The organism is Mesorhizobium sp. B3-1-7 (assembly GCF_006439385.1).
Classification (GTDB): domain Bacteria; phylum Pseudomonadota; class Alphaproteobacteria; order Rhizobiales; family Rhizobiaceae; genus Mesorhizobium.
Map to the genome: position 1 here is coordinate 63,675 of NZ_VFTL01000025.1, position 24,740 is coordinate 88,414.

The 24,740-nt window shown below is 64.3% G+C and carries 20 protein-coding genes; 16 read left to right on the top strand and 4 right to left on the bottom strand.

Annotated features, from left to right (window positions below):
* Window positions 1–31: 31 nt before the first annotated feature.
* Genes FJ417_RS20755 through FJ417_RS20770 form a run of 4 tightly spaced genes read right to left on the bottom strand, consistent with a single transcriptional unit; the run spans window position 32 to window position 5,184 of the window.
* Entirely contained in the window at window positions 32–619 is a 588-nt protein-coding gene (locus FJ417_RS20755; protein WP_140784778.1) for a sarcosine oxidase subunit gamma, read from the bottom strand.
* A 7-nt stretch (window positions 620–626) separates the two neighbouring features.
* Entirely contained in the window at window positions 627–3,635 is a 3,009-nt protein-coding gene (locus FJ417_RS20760) for a sarcosine oxidase subunit alpha (RefSeq protein ID WP_140784751.1), read from the bottom strand.
* Window positions 3,632–3,910, bottom strand: a complete 279-nt coding sequence (locus FJ417_RS20765) for a sarcosine oxidase subunit delta (protein ID WP_140646633.1) — start codon at window positions 3,908–3,910, stop codon at window positions 3,632–3,634. Before FJ417_RS20765 ends, FJ417_RS20760 begins: the two co-directional genes overlap by 4 nt.
* 14 nt (window positions 3,911–3,924) lie before the next feature.
* Complete coding sequence (locus tag FJ417_RS20770) at window positions 3,925–5,184, bottom strand: sarcosine oxidase subunit beta family protein (protein ID WP_140784752.1); 1,260 nt, start codon at window positions 5,182–5,184, stop codon at window positions 3,925–3,927.
* Between the two features lie 193 nt (window positions 5,185–5,377).
* Between FJ417_RS20770 and FJ417_RS20775 the strand changes: the two genes are divergently transcribed.
* The 16 genes from FJ417_RS20775 (at window position 5,378) to FJ417_RS20850 (ending at window position 24,727) form a co-directional block, all read left to right on the top strand.
* Window positions 5,378–7,867: a mechanosensitive ion channel family protein gene (locus FJ417_RS20775; protein ID WP_140784753.1), complete on the top strand. Its 2,490-nt coding sequence runs from the start codon at window positions 5,378–5,380 to the stop codon at window positions 7,865–7,867.
* 190 nt (window positions 7,868–8,057) lie between these two features.
* A complete protein-coding gene (locus FJ417_RS20780; RefSeq protein ID WP_027167119.1) occupies window positions 8,058–8,321 on the top strand; it encodes a hypothetical protein in 264 nt (87 codons plus the stop codon).
* A gap of 249 nt (window positions 8,322–8,570) precedes the next feature.
* On the top strand, window positions 8,571–10,004 hold the full coding sequence (locus FJ417_RS20785) for a UbiA family prenyltransferase (RefSeq protein ID WP_140705618.1): 1,434 nt from the start codon (window positions 8,571–8,573) through the stop codon (window positions 10,002–10,004).
* Complete coding sequence (locus FJ417_RS20790) at window positions 10,004–11,356, top strand: FAD-binding oxidoreductase (protein WP_140784754.1); 1,353 nt, start codon at window positions 10,004–10,006, stop codon at window positions 11,354–11,356. The genes FJ417_RS20785 and FJ417_RS20790 overlap by 1 nt, the downstream gene beginning before the upstream one ends.
* A 123-nt stretch (window positions 11,357–11,479) precedes the next feature.
* Window positions 11,480–11,914 carry an EamA family transporter gene (locus FJ417_RS20795; RefSeq protein WP_140784755.1) on the top strand — a complete coding sequence of 145 codons (435 nt, stop codon included), beginning with the start codon at window positions 11,480–11,482 and terminating at the stop codon, window positions 11,912–11,914.
* Window positions 11,911–12,918: an NAD(P)-dependent oxidoreductase gene (locus FJ417_RS20800; RefSeq protein WP_140784756.1), complete on the top strand. Its 1,008-nt coding sequence runs from the start codon at window positions 11,911–11,913 to the stop codon at window positions 12,916–12,918. The genes FJ417_RS20795 and FJ417_RS20800 overlap by 4 nt, the downstream gene beginning before the upstream one ends.
* Window positions 12,919–12,950: 32 nt before the next feature.
* Window positions 12,951–14,417: an aspartate aminotransferase family protein gene (locus tag FJ417_RS20805; RefSeq protein ID WP_181183266.1), complete on the top strand. Its 1,467-nt coding sequence runs from the start codon at window positions 12,951–12,953 to the stop codon at window positions 14,415–14,417.
* A gap of 12 nt (window positions 14,418–14,429) precedes the next feature.
* On the top strand, window positions 14,430–15,662 hold the full coding sequence (locus FJ417_RS20810) for a hypothetical protein (protein ID WP_140784758.1): 1,233 nt from the start codon (window positions 14,430–14,432) through the stop codon (window positions 15,660–15,662).
* On the top strand, window positions 15,659–16,411 hold the full coding sequence (locus FJ417_RS20815; protein ID WP_140784759.1) for an FkbM family methyltransferase: 753 nt from the start codon (window positions 15,659–15,661) through the stop codon (window positions 16,409–16,411). The genes FJ417_RS20810 and FJ417_RS20815 overlap by 4 nt, the downstream gene beginning before the upstream one ends.
* 156 nt (window positions 16,412–16,567) lie before the next feature.
* Window positions 16,568–19,129 carry an FAD-dependent oxidoreductase gene (locus tag FJ417_RS20820; RefSeq protein WP_140784760.1) on the top strand — a complete coding sequence of 854 codons (2,562 nt, stop codon included), beginning with the start codon at window positions 16,568–16,570 and terminating at the stop codon, window positions 19,127–19,129.
* A 107-nt stretch (window positions 19,130–19,236) separates the two neighbouring features.
* Window positions 19,237–20,001 (top strand): site-2 protease family protein, encoded by a 765-nt coding sequence (locus FJ417_RS20825; protein ID WP_140784761.1) that lies wholly within the window; start codon window positions 19,237–19,239, stop codon window positions 19,999–20,001.
* A 59-nt stretch (window positions 20,002–20,060) separates the two neighbouring features.
* Window positions 20,061–21,002: a phosphoribosylaminoimidazolesuccinocarboxamide synthase gene (locus FJ417_RS20830; RefSeq protein ID WP_140784762.1), complete on the top strand. Its 942-nt coding sequence runs from the start codon at window positions 20,061–20,063 to the stop codon at window positions 21,000–21,002.
* A 79-nt stretch (window positions 21,003–21,081) separates the two neighbouring features.
* Window positions 21,082–21,924, top strand: coding sequence for a DUF1194 domain-containing protein (locus tag FJ417_RS20835; RefSeq protein ID WP_140784763.1), 843 nt, complete (start codon window positions 21,082–21,084; stop codon window positions 21,922–21,924).
* A 217-nt stretch (window positions 21,925–22,141) separates the two neighbouring features.
* On the top strand, window positions 22,142–23,092 hold the full coding sequence (locus tag FJ417_RS20840; RefSeq protein WP_140784764.1) for an ABC transporter substrate-binding protein: 951 nt from the start codon (window positions 22,142–22,144) through the stop codon (window positions 23,090–23,092).
* Between the two features lie 67 nt (window positions 23,093–23,159).
* On the top strand, window positions 23,160–23,933 hold the full coding sequence (locus tag FJ417_RS20845) for an ABC transporter permease (protein ID WP_140784779.1): 774 nt from the start codon (window positions 23,160–23,162) through the stop codon (window positions 23,931–23,933).
* Window positions 23,930–24,727 carry an ABC transporter ATP-binding protein gene (locus FJ417_RS20850; RefSeq protein ID WP_140784765.1) on the top strand — a complete coding sequence of 266 codons (798 nt, stop codon included), beginning with the start codon at window positions 23,930–23,932 and terminating at the stop codon, window positions 24,725–24,727. Before FJ417_RS20845 ends, FJ417_RS20850 begins: the two co-directional genes overlap by 4 nt.
* The last annotated feature ends 13 nt before the right edge of the window (window positions 24,728–24,740 follow it).

Below are 24,740 nucleotides of genomic sequence, written 5' to 3' on the forward strand. Positions count from 1 at the left end.
GCTGGACCATTCCTGATCTTGCCGCGCCGGGCTATTGCACTTCGTAACCGACCTCCTCCGAGGCGTGGCACAAAGCCTTCCAGAACGAGCGCGCGAAAGAGCGGAAGACGTAGATGTCGAACTGGTCGGCGCCTGTGCGCTGGATCTGCGCGAAGACCTCGTGATGGTTGGTCGAACGTCCAGCGCCGAGCGGGAAGGCCGGCAAGGCGAAGTCGATGGCGAAGAATTTCGCCATTACCCATTCGGCCTTCGGGCCGGCGATGCGGATCGCGGTGCGGCCGTGCGAAAGGTCCGTCAGTGTGCCGATGGCCGGCGTGATCGATCCGGCAAAGGCCTGAGCCAGGCCTTCGGCCTCGTCCACCACGGTGAATTTCCCCGGCGCGAAGCCGAAAACGGCGCGGGCGCCGTTGCTCGCGCCACCGCCGGCGCCGTCGGGCAGCGCGAGCCCGGTGATCTTGCGGACAATTTCGATCAGCCGCTTCTCTTCGCCCGGCCATGCGGCGAGCTGCAGGATCGAGCCCGGCCGCGTCTCGGACAGGATGACATCGACGCCATGTTCGAAATTGCCGTGCGACCCCGGATGATAGTCCGGTTCGAGCGGCGATTGGCGTTCTGGCAACTGGTGCTCAGCCATGCATGCGGCTCCCGTCCGGATCGTAGAAGTGGTTGGAGACGATCTCGATCGGCCCGAACCGGTTGCGCAGCGGATCCGAGACGAACGCGCGGGTCCCGTGACGCGCCTTGCCGCCCTTGACCAGGGCCAGCGCGACATATTTGCCCAGCGCCGGCGAATAGCAGCAGGCGGTGATGTGGCCGAGCGAGTCGTGCGGATTGGCTTCGTCCAGTTCCTCGACGATGTGTCCGCCGCCGTTGAGCGGCCGGTTGTCGAGGGCGATCAGGCCGACCAGTTCGAGCCGGTCGGGCGCGATCAGGCCTTCACGGTCCATCATGGCCGAGCCGATGAAGGGCTTCTTCTTCGACAGCATCCAGTCGAGATGGAGATCGCGCGCGGTGGTGCGGCCGTCGATCTCGGCGCCGGTGACATGGCCCTTCTCGATGCGCATCGTTCCCAGCGCCTCGAGCCCGTAGGTGACCAGGCCGAAAGGCTTGCCGGCCTCGATCAAGGCTTCCCAGACGCGGGTGCCGTAGCCGGCGCCGGAATAGACCTCGAACGCCATTTCGCCGGAGAAGGACAGCCGGCAGATCATCACTGGGACGCCGGCGATCCGGCCATGGACGATGCCCATGAAGGGCAGGCTGGCGTTGTCGACGGCGGTGCCGGTGACACAGGAGGCAAGGATGGCGCGCGCGTTCGGTCCGCCGATCGCCGCGCCCGCCCATTCGTCGGTGACGGAGGTGACGGTGACCTTCAGCTCCGGCCAGATGACGTCGAGGAAATATTCCAGATGCTGCATCACCTTGCCGGCATTGGCGGTGGTGGTGGTCATCAGGAATTCCTGCTCGCCAAGCCGCCAGGTGGTGCCGTCGTCGAAGGCAAGCCCGTCCTCGCGCAGCATCAGGCCGTAGCGGGCCTTGCCGACCGCGAGTGTGGAAAACATGTTGGTGTAGACGCGGTCGAGGAACTCGGCCGCGTCGGGCCCTTGCACGGCGATCTTGCCCAGTGTCGAGACGTCGACGATGCCGGCGCTTTCGCGTGTCGCTTTCGCTTCGCGGACATAGGCCTGCTCGACCGTCTCGCCGGCAAGGCCGTAGATCATCGGGCGGTACCAGAGGCCGGCCGAATACATCCTCGCGCCATTGGCGAGGTGCCAGTCATGCATCGGCGTCAGCCGTTCGGGCTTGAGGTCGCCGAAGCGTTCGGCGGCCAAGGAGCCGATCGACACCGCCGTGTAAGGCGGGCGGAAGCGCGTCGTGCCGACTTCGGGGATCGGCTTGCCGAGCGCCTCGGCCATGATGGCAAGGCCAGGCACATTGGAGTTCTTGCCCTGGTCGGTCGCCATGCCGAGCGTGGTGTAGCGCTTCAGATGCTCGACCGAGACGAAGCCTTCGCGATGCGCCAGCCGCACGTCCTCGGCGGTCACGTCGTGCTGGAAGTCGACAAAGCTCTTGCCCTTGGCCTTGATCTCGAAGACCGGCGCCGGGTCGGGATCGCCGGGGGCCGCCTCGACGACGGGCAGGGGAGCGGATGACGCTGCACCGCCAGCCGCCTGAAGGCCGGCCGCGCGGCCTTCGGCGATGGCTTCGGCAGTCGAAAAACTGCCGGTGAAGGCGCCGGCGCCAATCCATTGCTGATTTGGCCAGCTCTGCTTCGGCTTCGGCGGCAGGAAGGCCTGCCGTGCCGGGTTCCATTCGGCCTTCGCTCCGGCCTGGCTGGCAAGATGGATGGTCGGCGACCAGCCGCCGGACATCAAAAGGCTGTCGGCATGGATGCTGCGTTCGTCGCCGCTCAGCGCACCGCTCGTGGCGTCGAAGCGCTGCACCTTGAGGCCGGTGAGGCCCTTGCCGCCCTCGGTCGCAACCACGGCATGGCCGTCCAGCAGCTCGGCCTCGGCTTCGCTCGCCAGCCGGCGCATGTCGTTCGAGACGTCGCTTCGGACATCGACGATGGCAACGATCGCGGCGCCGGCCTTCTTCAAGGCGAGGGCCGAGCGGTAGGCGCTGTCGTTGTTGGTGAAGAGCGCGATGCGCTGTCCCGGCAGCACGCCATATTCAACTGCGTAGCGTTCCGCCGCATGCGCCAGCATGACGCCGGGACGGTCGTTGCCCGGGAACACCAGCGGCCGCTCGAAGGAGCCGGTGGCGAGAACCACGGTGCCTGCGCGGATCGCCCAGTAGCGCTGGCGCGGCTCACCCTTGGCGGCCACTTCCTTGTGATCGGTCACGCGTTCGAGCGCGGCCAGCGTGTTGCCGTCGTAATAACCCCACACCGTCGTGCGCGGCAAAAGGCGGACATTGTCGTTGCCTTCGAGCTGGCCAACGGTGCGCTGGGCCCAGTCGGCGGCAGGCATGTCGTCGATGGTTTCGCCCGACCAGTTGGCGGAGCCGCCGAAGTTGGCTTCGAGATCGACGAGGATGACGCGGGCGCCCTGGTCGGCGGCGGCTTTTGCCGCCATCAGGCCGGCCGGACCGGAGCCGACGACCAGCACGTCGCAAAAAGCGTTCATGCGCTCGTAGCGCGCCGGATCGGGCGCGGTGCCGGCCTTGCCGAGGCCGGCGGCGCGACGGATGAAATGCTCGCAGAACATCCAGAAGCGCGTGCCCTTCAGCGGGCCGATCACTGGCCCCATGAAGGTCTTGTAGTAGAAGCCGGCCGAAAGGATCTTGCCGCCGAGTTGGTTGATCGCGCTTACATCCCAGGCAAGCGAAGGCGTGCGGTTCTGGCTGACGGCGACGAGACCGTCATAGATCTCGACCATGGTGGCCGGGATGTTCGGCTCGCGCACTTCGCCGCGCAGCACCGTCACCAGCGCGTTCGGCTCCTCGACGCCGGCGGCAAGCAGACCGCGCGGGCGGTGATATTTGAAGGAGCGGCCGAACAGCGTCACGCCGTTGGCGAGCAGCGCCGAGGCCAGCGTGTCGCCGGCATGGCCGGTGTAAGGCGCGCCGTCGAAGGTGAAGCGGATGGTGCGCAGCCGGTCGATCCGGCCGCCGGTCTCCGTGCGGCGAGGGCTCACGATCGGCCCCCCGCCTTGTGGCCGCCACGAGCGAAGGCGGTGCTCAGGATCTCATGCGTGATGGTGTTGCGCACGACCCTCAGATGCGCGCGGCAGCCGCCGGAATGCTGCCAGATCTCGTTGTGATCGCCGGCCGGGTTCAGCCGGTCGTAGACATAGGCGTTCCAGGCGTCGAGGTTCTGCGAGGCCGGCTGCGGCCGCTCGCGGTTACCGTCGCCCTGGTAGGTGAATTCGATGACATCGCGCGGCCCGCAATAGGGACAGGTGATAAGCATTCTCTTTCAAAACCCTAATGCAGCCGCGGGTTCGCGCCCTGGCCTTTGTCGTCGATGATCAGGCCACGATAGAAGCGGTCGAGCGTGAAGGACGCGTTGAACTCGTGCGGCTCGTCCTTGGCAATCGTGTAGGCAAAGCACCAGCCCGACGCGGGCGTCGCCTTGAAGCCGCCGTAGCACCAGCCGCAATTGAGATACATGCCCGGCAGCGGACCGGTGGTGATGATCGGCGAACCGTCCATCGTCATGTCGCACAGCCCGCCCCAGGAGCGCAGCATGCGCACGCGGGCCAGGCCGGGGAACAGCGCCAGCATCTCGCTCATCACCTCGTCGACAATCGGCAGGCTGCCGCGCTGGGCGTAGCTGTTGTAGCCATCGAGGTCGCCGCCATAAACGAGGCCGCCCTTGTCGGATTGCGAAATGTAGAAATGGCCCATGCCGAAGGTGAGAACGGTGTCGACGATGGGCTTCAGCGATTCCGAGACGAAGGCCTGGAGCACGTGGCTTTCGATCGGCATGTGCGAAATGCCGGCAAGCTGCATGACCTGGCCGGTGCTGCCGGCAACCGCAAGCGCGACCTTCTTGGCGCGGATTTCGCCGCGCGTCGTCGAAACGCCGGTGATGCGGCCGCCGTCGCGCAGGAAGCCGGTAACCTCGCAATTTTCGATGATGTCGACGCCGCGCCGGTCGGCACCGCGCGCATAGCCCCACGCGACCGCGTCGTGCCGGGCGGTGCCGGCGCGCGGCTGCATCAGCCCGCCAAGAACCGGGAAGCGCGCCGAACCCGAGACGTCCAGCGCCGGCACAAGCCGCTTGATCCGGTCGACGCTCATCAGCTCGGCGTCGACGCCGAGATGCCGCATGGCGTTGCCGCGCCTGGCATAATCGTCGAGCTGGGCGGGCGTATGCGCGAGGTTGAGGCAGCCGCGTTGCGAGAACATGACGTTGTAGTTGAGGTCGTGCGAAAGGTTCTCCCACAGCTTCATCGAATGTTCGTAGAAGCGGGTGTTCTGCGGCAAGAGATAGTTGGAACGCACCGCCGTGGTGTTGCGGCCGACATTGCCGGAGCCGAGCCAGCCCTTTTCCAGCACCGCGACATTGGTGATGCCGTGTTCCTTGGCAAGATAATAGGCGGTCGAGAGGCCGTGGCCGCCGCCGCCGATGATGATCACGTCATAGGAAGCCTTGGGGTCCGGCTTGCGCCAGGCGGGCTTCCAATCCTTGTTGCCGGTCAGCGCGTTCTTGAGCAGCGAGAAGGCTGAATATTCCGCCATTCTTCCTATCGTCCTTATGATGCGAGCGGCAGACTATAGAGCAGGCGGGAAGCGCAAAGCCAAGATTGCGCCATCGCTTTTCGACAGGCCGACTCTCGCCGATGCGGTGGGGACGGCTTGCCGCCAGATATGGCGGTCTTTATCAAGGGCGGAAATTTCGAGGATTTTTCGGCTGCGAGTCGCCAACAAACTCATGTTCTTCCGCCTGCTGCGACTGATCCTGGTCGTCATCGTCGCTGTCTTCGGGCAGCCGGCGCTGGAGGCGTCGGCGCAGGCGATCGGCCATGGCTCATCGCAACTCATCGCCGACCAGACCAAGGCCATCCAGGACCTGACGGCCAAGACCGACGGCCTGGAGAAGAAATTAGGCGACCCCGATGAGGACGATGCGGGGCTGGTCGACATCCGGTTGCAGCTCGAGGATATTTCGCGGGCGGCGCTGAACAGCGCGTTGGCATTCCGGCAGCGCCTCACCGACATCAACAACCGCGTCGAGGTGCTCGGCTTGCCACCGGCGCAGGGGCAACCTGCCGAGCCGGCGATCGTCAACAACGAGCGCAGCGCGCTCTCCTCGGAAAAGGCTCAGATCAACGCGGTCGTCGCCAGCGCGCAAAACCTGTCGATCCGCGTCAACGGGCTGGTCGACAAGATCGCCGTCATGCGCAGCGAGCTTTTCCGCAGCGTCATCACCAAGCACTATGACCTGACCGAGGCGCTGAGCCCGCAGGCCTTTTCCGACGCGCACGACCAGTTCTCGGGCCTCTACAAGTCGGTGTCGTCGTGGCTGAGCTTCGCCGTCAGGTTCAAGTTCCAGGCGATCCTCGCGGCGACGCTGATGGCGCTGGCGCTGGCGGCGGTGCTGTTGATCGGCGGCAGGCGCCTGTTCGGCCGCATATTCGAGGCCGACCCGACCGTCGAGGATCCGTCCTATCTCAGCCGACTGTCGGTGGCCTTCTGGTCGACGCTGCTGCCGACCCTGGCGCTCGGCGTCTTCTTCGCCTCGGCGGTGTTCTTCTTCAATTATTACAATGTGCTGCGGGGCGATATCGGTACGTTCCTCAATGCCTTGCTGACGGTGATCGGCATGGTGTTCTGCGTCAACCGGCTGACCAACGCGGCGCTCGAACCGCGCCTGCCCAACTGGCGGCTGATCCCGGTCGCGACCGGTCCCGCGCGCTGGCTCGTCGGGCTGACGACGGCCATGGCGCTGGTGCTCGGGTTCAATTACTTCCTGTCGGTCGTCAACGAGAAGATGGGTTCGCCGCTTTCGCTGACGATCGCCAGGGGCTTTGTCGCCACCATCATCGTCGGCGTCATCCTCATCCTGATGGGGTTGCTGCGGCCTTTCAGGGCCGCCGACGGCTCGTGGCGCCCCTGGCCGGCCTGGCTTCGTTTCATCGCCATCGGGCTCGGCCTGCTCACCATCGCGGCGGCACTGCTCGGCTATATCGGCCTGGCACTTTTCGTCTCGTTCCAGGTCGTGGTGACCGGCACCGTTCTGGTGACGGCCTATATCGGCTTCCTGTCGGCACGTGCGATCGGGGAGGAGGGTGGTTTCGCCGACACTTCGGTCGGACGATGGCTTTCGGAAAACTCCAGCTACGAGGATACCGCCCTCGACCAGCTCGGCCTGGTGGTCAGCATCGCCATCAACCTGATGATCGTGCTGGTGTTCCTGCCGCTGATCCTTTTGATGTGGGGCTTCCAGCCCGGCGATATCGAGGCCTGGGCCTACAAGCTGGCGACAGGGGTCTCGATCGGTTCGGTGACCATCTCCTTCCTCGGCATCCTCAGCGGTATCGTGGTCTTCGTCATCGGCTATTTCCTGACGCGCTGGTTCCAGGGCTGGCTGGATGGCTCGGTGATGGCGCGCGGCAAGGTCGATGCCGGCGTGCGCAATTCGATCCGGCTTGGCGTCGGCTATGCCGGCGTGGCGATTGCCGGCCTGGTCGGCATCTCGGCCGCGGGCATCGATCTTTCCAATCTGGCGCTGGTTGCCGGCGCGCTTTCGCTGGGTATCGGCTTCGGCCTGCAGAACGTCGTGTCGAATTTCGTTTCGGGCCTGATCCTGCTTGCCGAGCGTCCCTTCAAGGTCGGCGACTGGATCGTCGCGGGCGACGTCAGCGGCACGGTACGCAAGATCAGCGTGCGCGCCACCGAAATCGAGACCTTCCAGCGCCAGGCGGTGATCCTGCCCAACTCGAACCTGATCAACAATGCGGTCGGCAACTGGACGCATCGCAACAAGCTCGGGCGCATCGACATCAAGGTCGGCGTCGCCTATGGCAGCGACGTCAAGCACGTCCATGCCATCCTGATGGACATTGCGCGTGCCCATCCGATGGTGCTGAAGAACCCCGAGCCGTTCGTTCTGTTCGCCAATTTCGGGGCGGCCGCGCTCGAATTCGAAATCCGCGTGTTCGTCGCCGACATCATGAACGGCAGCGTCGTGCAGAACGACATCCGCTTCGCCATCTTCGATATCTTCGAGGAGGAGCGGATCGAGATACCCTCGACGCCGCGCGCCGTGGTCGAAACGAAGAAGCACGAGGCCTGGCCGATCGACGACGACAAGATCGAGGCCGAATTCGCCGAGCGGCAGAGGCTGGAGGCGGAAGCCGCGGCAGAGCGGGAGCGGCTGGCCAAGATGAAGCGCAAGGGCCGCAAGCCCGATCCGGGCTGAGGTGCACCGATATTCGGGTGGGGCCGGCCTGCAGACCACGCAAGCTGCGCTCATCCGGCGCCGAAACCGATTGTGGCATGAATGCGGCATTCAGTTGCGGTTCAGGTAACATCTCATATAAGCTTCGATGCAAAGGGCGAGAATGCCTTGCAAATTTGAACAGAGGCGGTGTGTGAACACCGGAAATGCAATGTGGAAGTCTGTCGTTGCCGCCATCGCTTTGCTGGCTCTGGGCGGTTCGGCTTTCGCCGCCAGCGCGATCAACAGGGACGCTCAGACGCGGACCCTGGTCGTGACCGAAGGCGGCGCCAAGAGCGAGCTGACGCTTGCCGCCGGCGAGACGGTGGAATTCTGCTCGAACGGCTGCTTCGTCACCCTGCCCAATGGCGACCTCGAAGCCCTGACCGGCTCGGAAACGGTCGAAATTTCGGGCGGTGCGGCCCGCATCAAGTAACCGTCGCCGCAAGATTGGCGCAGCAAGATTTGGCAAAGGCCGGACCGATGTCCGGCCTTTTATCGTTTTCGGTAGCCGTCGCTTAACGATGACGCCCGAAAACCGGTATGACCACGCGCTGCAACCGGGCGTTTTAACGTTCGCTGCGTCATCACCCGCTATATCCGACCCGAGGACGCCGGCACGCGGCGTGGGTTGAGTTGGCGCGTGGTCCCTTTCCGGGATCTTGCGGTCGATCGGGGCAGGACAATGGACGCGAGGTCGGACAGGAACGCAATCCCGCTTGCGGTCGATCTCGACGGCACGCTGATTGCGACGGACCTTCTGTGGGAAGGGCTGTTCATCCTGTTCAAGAAGAACCCGCTCTATCTCTTTCTTGTGCCGCTCTGGCTGACCGGCGGTCCCGCACGGCTGAAGCAGGAGATCGCCAGGCGCGTCGACATCGATCCGGCCTCGCTGCCCTACCGCCAGGACCTGCTCGACCGGTTGCGCGCCGAGCACCGGGAGGGCCGCGTGATCGTGCTGGCGACGGGAACGCCGCACAAGTTCGCGGAGGCGATCGCGGCGCATCTCGGCATCTTTGATCAGGTGCTGGCGACCGATGGCCCGCACAACATGACGTCGGGCAGGAAATGCGCGGCACTTGTCGCCGCCTATGGCGACGCGGGCTTCGACTATGCCGGCAACAGCCGTCATGACCTCAAAGTGTTCGACGCCGCGCGCAACGCGCTCGTGGTCGCGCCCGACCGCAGCGCCCGGCGCTGGCAGGCCGCGCATAGCGCCGAGGCCATGCCGGCGCCGAAGCCGACGCTGAGGACCTACGTCAAGATGCTGCGCATGCATCAGTGGCTGAAGAACTCGCTGATCGCCGTGCCGATGGTGCTGTCGCACGAATATTTCAACCCAAACATGATCTGGCAGTGCCTGCTGGCGTTCGTCTCCTTCAGCGCCGTGGCGTCCGCCATCTATATCCTCAACGATTTCTTCGACCTGGCGCTCGACCGCAAGCATCCGACAAAGCGCAACCGGCCCTTCGCCAGCGGTGCATTGTCCATTCCGTTCGGCCTTGGCGCGATCGTCGCGCTGCTCGCGATCGGCATCGCCGTCGGATTGTTCCTGCCGATCGAATTCCTTGGCGTGCTTGCCGGCTATATGGCGGTCACCACTGCCTACTCGCTGTCGTTCAAGCGCATGCTTCTGGTCGACGTGCTGACGCTTGCCGGCCTCTACACGATCCGCGTGCTGGCGGGCGCGGCGGCCACCGGCGTCGACGTCTCCTTCTGGCTGCTCGCCTTTTCGATCTTCTTCTTCCTGTCGCTGGCGCTGGTGAAGCGGTTTGTCGAATTGCGCACCACGGCCATTCCTCCGGGCGAGCGCATCGCCGGTCGTGGCTATCGCACCGAGGACCAGGAAATCGTCGCCCAGGCCGGCATGGCCTCTGCCTTTTCCTCGGCGCTGGTCCTGGCGCTCTATATGGACAGCCCGGCGGTGCGCGAGCTCTATCCGCATCCCTGGCTGATATGGCCGCTGGCGCCGATCGTGCTCTACCTCACGATGCGCGTCTGGATCCTCGCCCGGCGCGACGAGATGCATGACGATCCGGTCGTCTTCATCATCCGCGACTGGCGCAGCCAGATCGTCGTCGCCATCGGCGCGGTCTTCCTCGTCGCCGGAGGCTGGTGATGAGGAACGAGCGCTTCGGCAGCTTCGGACTGGCGACGGCGCCGGCGCGCGAGGCGATCCCGGCGGACGAGGCGATCGCCTTGCTGAAGCGTGGCGAGGCGAAAGCCGGATCGCTGCTCGGTTACGGCAATGGCCGCTCTTATGGCGACAGTTGCCAAAACGATGCCGGCATGGTGGTCGACATGCGGCCGCTCAACCGCATCCGTTCCTTCAACGCCGAGACCGGCGTGCTCGAAGCGGATGCCGGTACGCTGCTTTGCGACATCATCGTGCACGTCGCGCCCTACGGCTTCTTTCCGGCCGTGGTTCCAGGCACGCAGTTCGTCACGCTGGGCGGCGCGATCGCCAATGACGTCCACGGCAAGAACCACCATCGACGCGGCAGCTTCGGCTGCCACGTCGAGGCCCTGACACTGCTTCGGTCCGACGGCCGAACCTATCGCTGTTCGCAAACCGACAATGTCCGTCTGTTCGCGGCAACGATCGGCGGCATGGGGCTGACCGGGCTTATCCTTTCGGCATCGATCAAGCTGATGCGGGTGCCCTCGCTCGACATCACGGAAAAGGCGACGCGGTTTCGCGATCTCGGCGAATTCTTCGATCTTGCCGAGGCTGCCGACCAGGCCAACGAATATGCCGTCGCCTGGATCGATCAGCTTGCCGGGGGCAAAAGGCGCGGGCGCGGGCTCCTGTTCACCGGCAATCATGCCGAGCACGGCTCGCACGCCGCCGCGCGTGCCGGCAGCCGGCTTTCCGTGCCGGTGCAGCCGCCCTTCAATGTCCTCAACCGGCCTTTCCTCACCGTCTTCAACGCGGCCTACCGCTGGAAAAAGGGCAGGTCCGCGGCTCCGCGCCAGGCGGGCTATCAGGGTTTCTTCTTTCCGCTCGACGGCATCCGCGACTGGAACCGGCTCTATGGGCCGCGCGGGCTTTTCCAGCACCAGAGCGTGGTGCCGGAGGCCAATGCGCGCCGCATCGTCCCGGCGTTGCTCGAGGCGGCACGGCGGGCGAGCGAGGGATCGTTCCTGACCGTGCTCAAGCGCTTTGGCGATGTCCGCTCGCCGGCGCTGCTGTCGTTCGCGCGGCCGGGCTACACGCTGACGCTCGATTTCCCCAACCGGGGCGAAAGGACGTTGCGACTGCTTGCCGAACTCGACCGCGTCGCCGTCGAGGCGGGTGGGGCGGTGAACCCTTACAAGGACGCCCGGATGGGTCCAGAGACGTTCGCCGCGTCGTTTCCGCAATGGCAACGCCTGGAGGCACTTCGCGATCCGGCTTTCACATCAAGCTTCTGGGCGCGTACCGCCAAGAGATTGGAGATCGGACAAGGGAGAGCTGAAGCCGCAGAATAGATAAAAGTCGAATAAAACATGGTAAATAAATCGTTACGCCATGGTTTGTTCAAAGCACTATCGTGGCTTCACGAAATATTTGCAGGTTTGTAATAGGACCGCCCAAGGGGCGGGGTGGCAACAATGAAATACATAATCTTCATTCTCTTCACGGTCATGACCAATGCCGCGGCGCAGCTGATGCTGAAGCAGGGCATGATATCGATAGGCCCGATCTCTTTCGAAGGCGCCAATCCGCTCGTCAAGCTCCTGCAGATCGTGTTCAGCCCCTGGGTGTTCCTGGGCCTCTGCACCTTCGTCATCTCGATGGCATCGCATCTTTATGTGCTGTCCAAGGTCGAGCTCAGCTTCGCCTATCCGTTCCTCAGCCTCGCTTATGTCGCCGTGGCGATCTTTGCCTATTTCGTCTTCCGCGAGGACCTCAACGGCTGGCGCATCGCCGGCATCGCCTGCATTTGCGTCGGCACGATCCTGATCGCGCAAAGTGGCCGCGGCCATGAGGACCAGACGGCTTCCATCGCGCCTGACAGAACCCAAGCAAGCGAGATCGTTCGATGAGACATGTGATTTTCGGCGGCGACGGCTTCGTCGGCCGTCACCTTGCCCCCAAGCTTGTCGCGGACGGGGAGACCGTCGTCGTCGCCGACATCGTCAAGAGCGACCTGCCGCATTACCGCTCGGTGCGCTTCATCACATGCGACGTCACCGATCCGGCCTCGGTCGCGGCGGTCGGGCTCAAGGCCGACGACATGGTCTACAATCTGTCGGCCAAGATGCTGTCGCCGATCCAGGTGCGCGCCAAGCGGCACGATTTCTTCTTCCCGGTGAATTTCCACGGCACCGAGCACATCATCCAGGCGATGGACAAGGCCGGCGCCTCGAAGCTCGTCCACTACACGACCGACATGATCTACGGCCACACGGTGGTGCTGCCGATGACCGAGGATCATCCGGTCTCGCCGCTCGGCGAGTACGGGCTGTCGAAGCTGAAGACCGAGGAACTTGCCGGCGAATGGCGCAAGCGCGGCATGTCGATCTCGCTGTTCAGGCCGCGCCTGATCATCGGCCCTGGACGCCTCGGCATCCTGGAAAAGCTGTTCAAGCTGATCGACTGGAACCTGCCTGTGCCGATGATCGGCTCAGGCAGGAATCCTTACCAGTTCATCTCGGTGTTCGACTGCGCGGAAGCCGCCCGCGCGGCCTGGAAGGCCGGCGTGCCGAACGAGGCCTACAATCTCGGCTCGCTCAGTCCGCCACCGGTAAAGAGGCTGCTCGGCGACCTGATCCGCCATGCCGGCTCGAGGTCGATCCTGTTGCCGACGCCGGGCTGGGCGGTCAAGCGCACGCTCGACCTGCTCGACCTATTGAACATGCCGATCATGGATCCGGAACAGTATCTGATCGCCGACGAGGAATGCGTGCTCGACGTGTCCAAGGCCGAGCGCCAGCTCGGCTGGGTGCCGCAATATCGCGACGAGGACATGCTGATCGCCGCCTACAGCGAATATCGCGCCAAGCAGGACGGCCACGCCGTCGCCACCAGACACGTTCCCGCCGAATAAGGCGACGAAGGGAGATTTTTCAGATGACCGTCATGGCCAAGCCGGAACATACCGGAACGCGCACGCTGGTCGATGCGCCGGCGCTATCACCAGCGACCATCGCCAAGCCCGACCTGATCAGCGTCGAGCAGGCCAAGGCGCTGGATGTCGCCCGCATCACCGACCTGTTCAAGGCGCATCTCAATCCCGGACAGCTGCATTTCATGAAGCTGCTCGGCTTCCACAAGATCAAGATCGAGCGCGCCGAGGGCATGTTCTACATCGACCAGAACGGCCGCAAGATCCTCGACTTCTTCGGCGGCTTCGGCTCGCTCGCCTTCGGCCACAATCATCCGCGCATTCTGGAAGCGCGCAAGAAGTTCCAGGAGGAGAAGCGGCAGGAGATCGCCATTGCCTTCATGTCGCAATATGCGGCAGCCCTTGCGCACAACATCGCCAAGTGCTCGCCGGGCGAGCTCGACATGGTGTTCCTTGGCTCCTCCGGCTCGGAAGCGATGGAGGCGGCGGTGAAGCTCGCCGAGCGCGCCGCCGGCCCTAAGCGGCCGAAAATCGTCTATGCCGAGAATTCCTTCCACGGCAAGACCAAGGGCGTGCTGGCGATCACCGACGGCCAGCTCTACCGCGCCGACTTCAAGGTGGCGGACAATGTCGTGCGCGTTCCCTTTGCCGACATCGCCGCTGTCGAGCGCCTGTTCAAGAGCGATCCCGAGATCGGCGTCATCGTGCTCGAAACCATCCAGGGCGGCGGCGGCATCATCCAGGCGCCGGCGCAATATTGGCAGAAGCTGCGTGCGCTTTGCGACCAGCATGGCGTGCTGTGGGTCGCCGACGAAGTGCAGTGCGGTTATGGCCGCTCGGGCCGCTTCTATGCCTTCGAGCACTACGGCGTGGTGCCGGACGTGACGGCGCTGGCGAAATCGCTGGGCGCCGGCAAGGCCGCGGTCGGCGCCATGATCGCCAAGCGCGACGTCTACATGAAGGCCTATGGCACGCCGAAGACGGCGATGATCCATGCCATGGCGACGTTCGGTGGCATGGGCGAGGCCTGCGCCACCGCGATCGAAGGCATCAACGTGCTCTATGACGAGGGCCTGATCGAAAACGCCGCCTCGACGGGCGAGTACCTTCTGCAGCGGTTGCGGGCGCTCAAGGAGAAATACCCCAAGATCATCAAGGATGTGCGCGGCAAGGGTTTCATGATCGGGCTCGAGTTCCACGATTTCTCGCAGACCCTGCCGATGGTGCTGCGCCCGGTCGTCAGTGTGCTCGACGACAAACTGAAGGGCTCGCTGTCGGGCTTCGTCGGCTCGCTTTTGTTGCGCGACTACGACGTGCTCGTCGCCTTCACCGAATACAACCGCAACGTCATCCGGCTCGAGCCGCCACTGATCTGCCAGCCCGAGCATGTCGACCGCTTCGTCGATGCCTTCGACAGCCTGTTGTCGCGCGGCATCGTGGCGATCGTGAAGGATTTCGTGAAAAGCCAGGTCGGCAAATAGAGGCCGCTGAGCATGCTAACCAGGCCGTCCGCTCCGACCAATCCGCTGGAATGGCTAACCGGCGCCGGCCTGGCGTGGGGCGAGGGGGCTTACGCGAAATGGGCGGCATCGATCGGGGCGATCGCCTTCTCGCTCTATATACTGCTCACCGCAGCGACCGCCTGGTTCATGCCCGACGCCAACTGGGACATGCTGCCTTATCTGGCGATCGCCGAGGAGGGCGCCTATCCCGATCCGCAGGCGCTGCACGACTATGCCTACAGCACGGTCAAGGCCGGCGTGTCGGCAGGCGATTACAAGACGCTGACCGACGATGGCGGCGGCTTCCGCAGCCACATGACGGAGAACGCCGCCGACTTCCATTCGCTGCTCGGCATGTACCGCATCAAGTTCCTCTATGCCGAGATACTGTCCGGTCTCAGCCATGTCGTGTCGCCGGTCGAGGCGATGCGGCTGGTTCAGGTCTTCTCTGTGCTGCTGTTCGGCGCCGTCACGCTCGTCTGGCTGCGCGCGCAATGCGCGCTGGCGCTGGCGCCCGTGGTCGGCGCGATCCTGATCATGGCCGATTTCGGCGACGCGGCACGCGCTTCGACGCCGGACCTGTTTTGCTCGGCACTGTTCCTCGGCGGGCTCTTCGCCTATGTGCGCAAGCGCGAGGCGGCGACGGCGGTCCTGCTTTTCCTGGCGTTCATGGCCAGGCCCGACAACATCGTCTTCCTCGCCATTTTCGCGGTGCTGCTCGTCGCCTTCCGCGAGAGGGCGTGGGGCGCGTTGGCCGGCTTTGCCGCCTCCTTCGCCGCCTATTTCGCCATCTCGCACTGGGCGCAGCATCCGGGCTGGTGGCCGCATCTTTGGTTTTCCAGTATCGAGCAGCACTACAATATGGACGGGTTCGAGCCGCCGCTTTCGGTGGCCGCTTATCTGAAGGCCTTCGCGGCGTCGGTGGTGCGCGCCGTCAGCGTCAACAACTGGGTCGGCGTTTCGGTGCTGGCGCTGGCTGGCTGGTTCGGGCTCGAGCGTGCCGGCTTCCGGCTCGACCGCCGCGCCGGCATCCTGCTGGCGGCGCTGGTGCTTGGCGTGCTGGCGAAGTTCGCCGTCTTCCCGATCCACGACACCCGCATCTATTTCCCCAACCTTCTGCCGCCCTTCCTCCTGCTTGTCGCGCCGGTCATGGCGCTGTGGGCATCGGCAAGCCAAAGCGGCCGCCGCGCCGCGCCGCAGGTCATTTCCGGAGACAAGTCATGAGCTCGCTTTCCAACCTGGCGCGCATCTTCCTGTCGCTCGGCCTGCCCGCCGGACTTCTCGACCGCAGCCCCTCGCTCCACGGCACGAAATTTCTCGCCAAGGCGGCGTTGCAGGCCCGCTTCGGCGGCCGGCCGTTCCAGATGGTCAATGTCGGCGCCTGCGACGGCGCGCTGTTCGACGACGTGACGCCGTGGCTGCACCGCATTCGCGGCGCCCGCGCCATGCTGGTGGAACCGATCCCGTATAACCAGAAGCGGCTGCGCGCCAATTACCCGGATGCCGAACGCTTCGTCATCGAGCCGGTTGCGGTGACGAGGACCAAGGGCACGATCACCGTGCACACTTTCGATGCCGCCGCGCTCGAGGCCGGCACGCTGCCGATCGAGTTCATCGGCTGCTCGTCGGTCACCGACACCAATCTGATGTCGGGCAAGAACGCCTGGGGCGAGGCGGATGCCAACTTCAACAAGTTCGCGCCGCATCTGAAGGATATCGAGGTGCCGTCGGAGACCTTGCAGACGCTGCTCGACCGCAACGGCATCACCCACATCGACGCCTTCCTGGTCGACTGCGAAGGCGCCGACTGGATGGTGTTCGAGCAGCTCGACCTCAAACGCTACCGCCCCGGCATGGTCAAGGTCGAGGTCGGCGCGCTGCCGGCGGCCGAGATCGGCCAGGTCGTGGTCAAGCTGAAGACCGCCGGCTACCAGGTCGGCTTCCAGGCCGAGGACATCTGGGCCTTCGCCTGAACGAAAATTGCCGATGACGGCCCGCCGGCGCGCAGGGTCGCGCCGCACCTGCGACGTGTCGCAAACAGGCGGTAGCTCAATCCGCGTCCTCTGCATATTGTGCGCCATTCGAAGGGCGCGCAAACGCGCCCGTCTATACCTTTGGAGTCGCGGGCAATGGCAGAGTTTCCGAAAAAGGCGAAGGTCGTCATCGTCGGTTTGGGCGGTATTGTCGGCGCATCGGTCGCACATCACCTGATCGAGCGCGGCTGGGACGACATCGTCGGCATCGACAAGTCGGGCATCCCGACCGATATCGGCTCGACAGCGCACGCCTCGGACTTCTGCTACACGACCAGCCACGATTTCCTCTCGTGCTGGACAACGCTCTACTCCATCGATTTCTACGAGAAGATGGGCCACTACGCGCGCGTCGGCGGCCTCGAAGTAGCGCGCGTCGGCGACGATGCCCGCATGGACGAGATCAAGCGCAAGATCGCCTCGGCCAAATCCTTCGGCACCCGCGCGCGGCTGATCGAGCCGGCCGAGATCAAGGAAAAATTCCCGCTGATCGAGGAGCATCTGGTGCAGGGCGGCCTGTGGGACCCGGATGCCGGTCTCGTCATCCCGCGCTCTCAGACGGTCGCCGGCAAGCTTGTCGATCAGGGCGTCGCCGCCGGCAAGCTCCAGGCTTTCGCCAACACTTCTGCCAAGTCGCTGATCGTCGAGAACGGTCGCATCAAGGGTGTCGTGACCGAGCGCGGCACGATCGAGACCGATTACGTGGTGGTCTGCACCGGCATCTGGGGCCGGCTCACCGCCGCGCTCGTCGGCGAGGACCTGCCGGTGATGCCGATCGACCATCCGCTCACCTTCTTCGGCCCCTACAACGAGTTCGCCGGAACCGGCAAAGAGATCGGCTGGCCGCTGCTGCGCGACCAGGGCAACTCGGCCTATATGCGCGACACCGGCGATCCGAAGACCGCCGAGGGCGGCCAGATCGAGTGGGGCTATTACGAGGAGACCAATCCGCGTCTGTGCCACCCGCGCGATCTGCTCGAAAAGGACCAGGCGCGGTTGTCGCCGTCGCAGCGCGACCTCGACATGGAGCAGATCATGGCGCCGCTGGAGCGCGCCATGGAACTGACGCCGATCCTCGGCGAACTGGGTTACAATGAAGGCCATTCCTTCAACGGGTTGCTGCAGGTGACCACCGATGGCGGCCCGTCGATGGGCGAAAGCCAGAAGGTGAGGGGCCTGTGGTACGCCGTCGCCATCTGGGTCAAGGACGGCCCGGGCATGGGCAAGCTGATCGCCGACTGGATGACCGACGGCAGGACCGAGGTCGACCATCATGCGATCGACTATTCGCGCTTCTATCCGCACCAGACGCAGGAACAGTTCATCTGGGATCGCTGCACCGAGACGGCGATGAAGGTCTACAATCCGGCGGTGCATCCGCGCGAACCCTTCTCCAAGGGCCGCAACATCCGCCGCTCGCCGTTCTGGGAGCGCGAGAAGGAGCTCGGCGGCTATTTCATGGAACTGGGCGGCTGGGAGCGCGCGCATGGCTACGCTGCCAACGAGCATCTCCTGGAAAAGTACGGCAACCGGGTTCCCGTGCGCGAGAACGAGTGGGACAACCGCCATTTCTGGCGCGTCTCCAATGCCGAGCATCTGGCGATGAGCGAGGATTGCGGCATCGTCAACCTGTCGCATTTTTCGATGTACGACGTCGAAGGTCCCGACCATGTCGCGCTGCTGGAATGGCTGTGCGCGGCCAAGATCGGCGGCGACAACAATATCGGCAAGGGCATCTACACGCACTTCCTCGACGAGGAAGGCATGGTGCGCGCGGACTTCACGGTCATCCGCATGGCGGATCGCTGCCGGGTGATCGACGGCGCCGACGCCGGTCCGCGCGACTTCCGCTACATGCAGCGCACCGCGCAGGACAAAGGCTTCGACGCCACCGTCACCGACGTGACGGAAAAATACGTCACCATCGGCATCTGGGGGCCGAACGCACGGGCGACCCTGCAGAAGGTGGTCGAGAATCCGGACGGCCTCTCGCTCGAGAATTTCCCGTTCGCGGCGATCAAGCCGATCAGGATCGGCGGCAAGGACGTCACCGCCTTCCGCATCTCCTATGTCGGCGAGCAGGGCTGGGAACTGCATATGCGCTACGAAGATGGTCTCGCCGTCTGGGACGCGCTGCGCTCGACCGGCGTCATGCCTTTCGGCGTCGAGACCTACGCCAACACGCGCCGTATGGAAAAGAGCCTGCGGCTGCAGAACGCCGATCTGCTCACCGAGTACAATTTGCTCGAGGCCGACCTTGCCCGCCCGAAGGTCAAGGAGAACGACTTCTGCGGCAAGGCCAAGCATCTGGAGTATCGCGCCCGCGAGCACCAGCCGGCGATGCTGTGCACGCTGGTGATGACCGAGAACAAGGACGCCAAGGGCGTTGCGCGCTATCCGGTCGGCATCATGCCGGTGCAGGATCCAGCGACCGGCGAGACGCTGGTCGACGAGCTCGGCCGCCGCTCCTTCACCACGTCGGTCGCCTACGGCCCGACGATCGGCAAGAACATCGCACTCGCTTACCTGCCCTGGGCTTTCGCCCAGGAGGGCCGCAAGCTGCAGGTCGAGTATTTTGGTGAGACCTATCCGGTCGAGGTCGCTGGCGTCGGCTACAAGTCGCTCTACGACCCGGAGAACCTCAAGCCGCGCAGTTGAGATCGTGGACGTTGAAGCACGGATGCGAAAGCCCGGCTTCGACCGGGCTTTTCTCTTTTGTATGCCGGGATTCTCGCATAGCGTTGCGCCGGGCGGAGTAGGCAAGCTTGCAACGGTTCGGCTGGGACAGGAAGAACGACGCATTCGTCTTCACGATGAAGGGGAACATTCCCGTTCGTGTCAGCTGGACCTTTGCCATTCCCGCCGCCTTGCCGTTCCTGCATGAATGGTCGAGGCATCCCAGCAGCGCGCTGACTCATACGGTCATCTTTGCCGCGCTGCTGTTCCTGTCGGTGTTTCTGCATGAACTCGCCCATGTCTGGGCAGCGCGGCGACAAGGCATCGGCACCCAACGGATAGATCTATACCTCTTCGGTGGAATTGCCTGGTTCAAGCCCGGCGCGGCTTCGCCTTACGGCTGGGCGTGGATCTCCTTCGCCGGGCCGCTGGTGAACATCGTCCTGGCGGCGGGCTTTGCCGCTGCCTATTACCTTTTTGCCCGGCCCTTGTTGCCGGCCGAGCCAGACGGTCTTTTCAGTTGGCTGCCGCCGAGACCGGACACGCTTCTTGAGTGGACGCTTTGGCTTGGCGCCCTGGTGAACGCGGTTCTGGCCATTCTCAACCTCCTTCCGGCCTATCCGCTCGATGGCGGAGCGATCGCCAGGCATCTGCTGGCGCCGCGCTTCGGCGCGGAGACCGCCACGCGGATCGTCGGCTTCTGCGGCGTCGTGCTTTCGATCCTGCGTTTTGCGGTCATTGTGCCTGCGGCCACAGCCGGTATCCTGATCTGGATTCCGCCGTCTTTCAGGCCGAACTGGAGAGCGTTTCGCGCTGCCGGCAATAAGAAGCCCGCTCCGCAGCATCCGGCTTGATGTGCAAGGGGCCAGCGGCTTATGTGGCCGCATCAGAAGCCCGCGAAAGCAACACGCCCATGCGCATCCTGTCCGACGCCTTCATTCCCGAGCTGCCCAACCGCTACAATGGCAAGGTGCGCGAAAACTACGATCTGCCGGACGGGCGCCGCATCATCATCGCCACCGATCGTCTGAGCGCATTCGACACGATCCTGGCCTCGATCCCGTTCAAGGGAGAAGTGCTCACCCAGACGGCGCGCTACTGGTTCGAGGAAACCGCCGACATCTGTCCCAACCATGTGCTGGAATATCCCGACCCCAACGTCGTCGTCGGCACGCGGCTCGACATGCTGCCGGTCGAGATCGTGGTGCGCGGCTATCTGGCGGGAACCACCAGCACCTCGATCCTGACCAAGTACAGAAAGGGCGAGCGGAGTTTCTACGGCCACAGTTTTCCGGACGGGCTGCGCGACAACGAAAAATTGCCGGAAGCGATCATCACGCCGACCAGCAAGGCCGCCCATGGCGGCCATGACGAGCCGTTATCGGAAGCCGAGATCATCGCAGAGCGGCTGCTCACGCAGGCGCAGTGGGACACCGTATCGCGCTATGCGCTGCGGCTGTTCGCTCGCGGCCAGCAGCGCGCGGCCGAACGCGGCCTGATCCTGGCCGACACCAAATATGAGTTCGGCACGGCGCCGGACGGCGCGATCGTGCTTGCGGACGAAATCCACACGCCCGACAGCAGCCGCTACTGGATCGCGGCGAGCTACGACGAGGCGTTCGCAGGCGGCGAGCGGCCGCAGAGTTTCGACAAGGATTTCATCCGGTCATGGGTGTCGGCGCGTTGCGACCCTTACAAGGATCCGATCCCCGGCATTCCGGACGAGATCGTCAACAAGACTTCGGCGATCTATATCCAGGCCTACGAGGCGATCACCGGCGCGAAATTCGCGCCCGACCTTTCCGGCGATACGGTGCTGGAGCGTATCCGTTCGAACCTCGCGCGGTATTTTTAGGAAGGTTTCGCCGCCGGCAGAATCCGATGCGCCGGATTCCCGGCTTTTGCGCGCGGCGATTTTCGCCTAACCTTGCTTCATGTCTGCTTATGCCCGCGCAAGGCATATCTTTTCAGGCAGTGCCGCGCTGGCGCTGGCGCTCTGGCTGACGCCGCCAGCTTCTCCCGCCGAGCCCGTCGATGTCGAGCTGGTGCTGGCGGTCGATGTTTCACTCTCCATGTCGCCGGCCGAGCTGGAGATCCAGCGTCACGGCTACGCCGCGGCACTGACGCATGACAATGTGCTGAAGGCCATCGCCGACGGCGCCTATGGCAAGATCGCCGTTACCTACGTCGAATGGGCGGGGACGACCTGGCAGCGCGTGATCGTGCCGTGGACGGTGATCGCCAACCGCGCCGATGCCGAGAAGGTGGTGGCGCAACTCAATGCGCGACCGCCGGACAGCGCCCGGCGGACCTCGATCTCCGGCGCGCTGAGCTTCGGCAGCGACCTGTTCGCCGAGAGCGGTTTCCAGGGCACGAAGCGCGTCATCGACGTCTCGGGCGACGGACCCAACAACCAGGGCGCGCCGGTCGACCTCACGCGTGACGCGGTGGTCAAGCAAGGCATCACCATCAACGGCTTGCCGCTGATGACGCGCGGCGGGTTCAGCGGCGCCTTCGATGTGGAAAATCTCGACCGCTATTACAGCGACTGCGTCATCGGCGGACCGGGCGCCTTCATGATCCCGGTCAATGACTGGACGCAGTTCCCCGAAGCGATCCGCCGCAAGCTGGTGCTCGAGCTTGCTGGTCCCTCCTCGCCGCGACGGGCGGCGGAAGAGGCCGCGCATCCGCCGGTCGTGCTCGCCGACGACGCGCCGGCAGCGGACTGCATGGCGGGCGAGAAGATGTGGCGCAATCGCGGCTGGGGCATGCCGTGACGGATCGAGAAGCCCCTCCAGGCGCGCCGCCCGGCATTAGATCAGAATGACGAATCGTCATCCCGATCGTTGGAGCATGATCTCTTCCGAAAACCAGGTCCACTTTTCGGGATCAAGCTCCAGCTTGGACCAAGGTCGAGTGCGGCGTCTGCTTCATTGACAAGCCTTTTGGCGTCTGTGAGACAATTTGCGCTCACCACAAAAAAGGGGAACCACAATGAACAGAACCTCCATCTTCGCGGCGGCGCTGACGGCGGTCGCCGTGCTCAGCGCGCCGGCCATGGCCGCTACGTCGCTCACCATCGGCATCAGCGGCTGGACCGGCTTCGCGCCGCTGACCTTGGCAAAGCAGGCCGGGCTTTTCGAAAAGCACGGGCTGGATGTCACGCTCAAGAAAGTGCCGCAGGCGAGCCGCCCGCTGGCCATCGCCAGCGGCGACCTGCAATGCGCGGCGACCACGGTCGAGACCTGGATGGTGTGGAACGCCAGCGGCGTCACCACCAAGCAGATCTTCCAGCTCGACAAATCCTATGGCGCCGACGGCATCGTCGTGCGCAACGACATCAAGACCGTCGCCGATCTCAAAGGCAAGAATGTCGCCTCGTCCGCGCCCGGAACCTCGCCCTATTTCCTGCTCGCCTGGGTGCTCAACAAGAACGGCATGTCGACCAAGGACGTGACGGTGGTCAACCTGGAGCCGGACGCGGCGGCGCAAGCCTTCCTCGCCGGCCAGAACGATGCCGCGGTCACTTACGAGCCCTTCATCTCCGCCGTGCGCGACAAGGCCGACCAGGGCCATATCCTGGCGACCACGCTCGACTACCCGATGGTGATGGATACGGTCGGCTGCACACCGGACTTCCTCAAGACCAATCCCGACGCAGCCAAGGCGCTCGCCGACAGCTATTTCGACGCGCTCGACATGATCAAGAAGGACCCGCAGAAATCCTATGAGATCATGGGCGCCGACGTGAAGCAGTCGGCCAAGGAGTTCGAGGATTCGGCCAAGTACCTGAAATGGGCCGACAAGGCAGAGAACAAGCAGTTCTTCACCAAGGATTTCCAGGATTTTTCCAAGACGGCCGCCGAGCTGTTGCTGCAGATGGGGTTGATCAAGGAAGCGCCAGATGTGACGACGCTTGCCGACACCAGCGCGGTCGCCAACTGATCGCGCATTTTTCGATCGACGGCGGCGACAAGCCGCCGTTCTTCCTCTTCAAGGACAGGGCCTGATGCTGCGTCCCTTGCACCCCGTTGCGCCGGGCACGCGAACCGTGCTCGGCATCGCCTTTTTCGTGCTGTTCGTGGCCTTCTGGGCATGGATCACGCTCGGCGGCCATGTGAACCGGATCTTCCTCGCCGATCCGCTGTCGATGCTGAAGGATGGCTGGCGGCTGCTCACCGAGGATCGTTTCTGGCTCGACATCCTGATCACCATCTGGCGCGTCTTCGGCGGCTTCGTGCTGGCCTCTATCGTCGCGGTGCCGATCGGCATCGCCATGGGCGCCTGGAAACCGGTCGAAGCCTTTCTCGAACCGTTCGTCTCCTTCGCCCGCTACCTGCCGGCGTCCGCCTTCATCCCGCTGCTCATCCTGTGGGCCGGCATCGGCGAGCTGGAGAAGCTTCTGGTTATCTTCGTCGGCTCGGTGTTCCAGATCATTCTGATCGTGGCGGTCAAGGTCGGCAGCACGAGGCGGGACCTTGTCGAGGCCGCCTATACGCTTGGCGCGACGGACAATGGCATCGTCAGGCGCGTCATCATGCCGGCCAATGCACCGGAAATCGCCGAGACGCTGCGGCTGGTGCTCGGCTGGGCCTGGACCTATGTGATCGTCGCCGAGCTGATCGGCTCGTCTTCGGGCATCGGCTACATGATCATCAACAGCCAGTCGCGGCTGGCGACGGGGCAGATCATCTTCGGCATCATTGTCATCGGGCTGATCGGGCTTTTGTCCGACTTCGCCTTCAAGGCGCTCAACCGCTGGCTCTATCCATGGAGCCTGGCGTGAGCAAGCTTCTCATCGAAGGCGTTTCGCGGACCTTTGCCGGGGTCGGGGGCGGAGAGCCGGTGCGGGCGCTGCAGCCGGTCGACCTCGCGGTCGCGGCCAATGACTTCATCACCATCCTGGGGCCGTCCGGTTGTGGGAAATCTACCCTGCTCAGAATCGTCGCCGGGCTGGAGGCGCCGAGCACCGGCCGCGTGCTGCTCGACGGCAAGGCGGTCACAAGGCCGGGACCAGACCGCGGCATGGTGTTCCAGTCTTATACGCTGTTTCCCTGGCTGACGGTCGCCGAGAACATCGGCTTCGGCCTGCGCGAGCAAGGCAGGCCCGAGCGCGAACGCAACGAGATCGTCGCTTCCTATGTCGATCTCGTCGGGCTGAAGGGTTTCGAGAACCATTGGCCGAAACAGCTGTCGGGCGGCATGCAGCAGCGCACGGCGATCGCGCGGGCGCTGGCCAACGATCCCGAAATCCTGCTGCTTGACGAGCCGTTCGGCGCGCTGGACAACCAGACGCGCGGGCTGATGCAGGAATTGCTGCTCGGCATCTGGGAGCGGCGCAAGAAGACGGTGCTGTTCGTCACCCATGACATCGAGGAGGCGATCTTCATGGCGTCCCGGGTGATCGTGATGAGTGCCCGGCCCGGCCGCATCAAATCGGACGTGCCGGTCGTCCTGCCGCATCCGCGCCATTACACGCTGAAGACCAGCCCGGAATTCTCGGCGCTCAAGGCGCAACTCACCGAAGACATCCGTGTCGAAGCGATGCGGACGGCGCAGGGGCAGTCGGTCGGGGCTTGATCCGGAACCTTCG

Bases quoted from the DNA above. Each gene is read 5' to 3' on its own strand.
- FJ417_RS20780 (WP_027167119.1), top strand. From the start codon at position 8,058: ATGTGGAAGTCTGTCGTTGCCGCCATCGCTTTGCTGGCTCTGGGCGGT.
- FJ417_RS20820 (WP_140784760.1), top strand. From the start codon at position 16,568: ATGGCAGAGTTTCCGAAAAAGGCGAAGGTCGTCATCGTCGGTTTGGGC.
- FJ417_RS20805 (WP_181183266.1), top strand. From the start codon at position 12,951: ATGGCCAAGCCGGAACATACCGGAACGCGCACGCTGGTCGATGCGCCG.
- FJ417_RS20765 (WP_140646633.1), bottom strand. From the start codon at position 3,910: ATGCTTATCACCTGTCCCTATTGCGGGCCGCGCGATGTCATCGAATTC.
- FJ417_RS20800 (WP_140784756.1), top strand. From the start codon at position 11,911: ATGAGACATGTGATTTTCGGCGGCGACGGCTTCGTCGGCCGTCACCTT.
- FJ417_RS20785 (WP_140705618.1), top strand. From the start codon at position 8,571: ATGGACGCGAGGTCGGACAGGAACGCAATCCCGCTTGCGGTCGATCTC.
- FJ417_RS20795 (WP_140784755.1), top strand. From the start codon at position 11,480: ATGAAATACATAATCTTCATTCTCTTCACGGTCATGACCAATGCCGCG.
- FJ417_RS20840 (WP_140784764.1), top strand. From the start codon at position 22,142: ATGAACAGAACCTCCATCTTCGCGGCGGCGCTGACGGCGGTCGCCGTG.
- FJ417_RS20790 (WP_140784754.1), top strand. From the start codon at position 10,004: ATGAGGAACGAGCGCTTCGGCAGCTTCGGACTGGCGACGGCGCCGGCG.
- FJ417_RS20810 (WP_140784758.1), top strand. From the start codon at position 14,430: ATGCTAACCAGGCCGTCCGCTCCGACCAATCCGCTGGAATGGCTAACC.
- FJ417_RS20815 (WP_140784759.1), top strand. From the start codon at position 15,659: ATGAGCTCGCTTTCCAACCTGGCGCGCATCTTCCTGTCGCTCGGCCTG.
- FJ417_RS20830 (WP_140784762.1), top strand. From the start codon at position 20,061: ATGCGCATCCTGTCCGACGCCTTCATTCCCGAGCTGCCCAACCGCTAC.
- FJ417_RS20775 (WP_140784753.1), top strand. From the start codon at position 5,378: ATGTTCTTCCGCCTGCTGCGACTGATCCTGGTCGTCATCGTCGCTGTC.
- FJ417_RS20835 (WP_140784763.1), top strand. From the start codon at position 21,082: ATGTCTGCTTATGCCCGCGCAAGGCATATCTTTTCAGGCAGTGCCGCG.
- FJ417_RS20770 (WP_140784752.1), bottom strand. From the start codon at position 5,184: ATGGCGGAATATTCAGCCTTCTCGCTGCTCAAGAACGCGCTGACCGGC.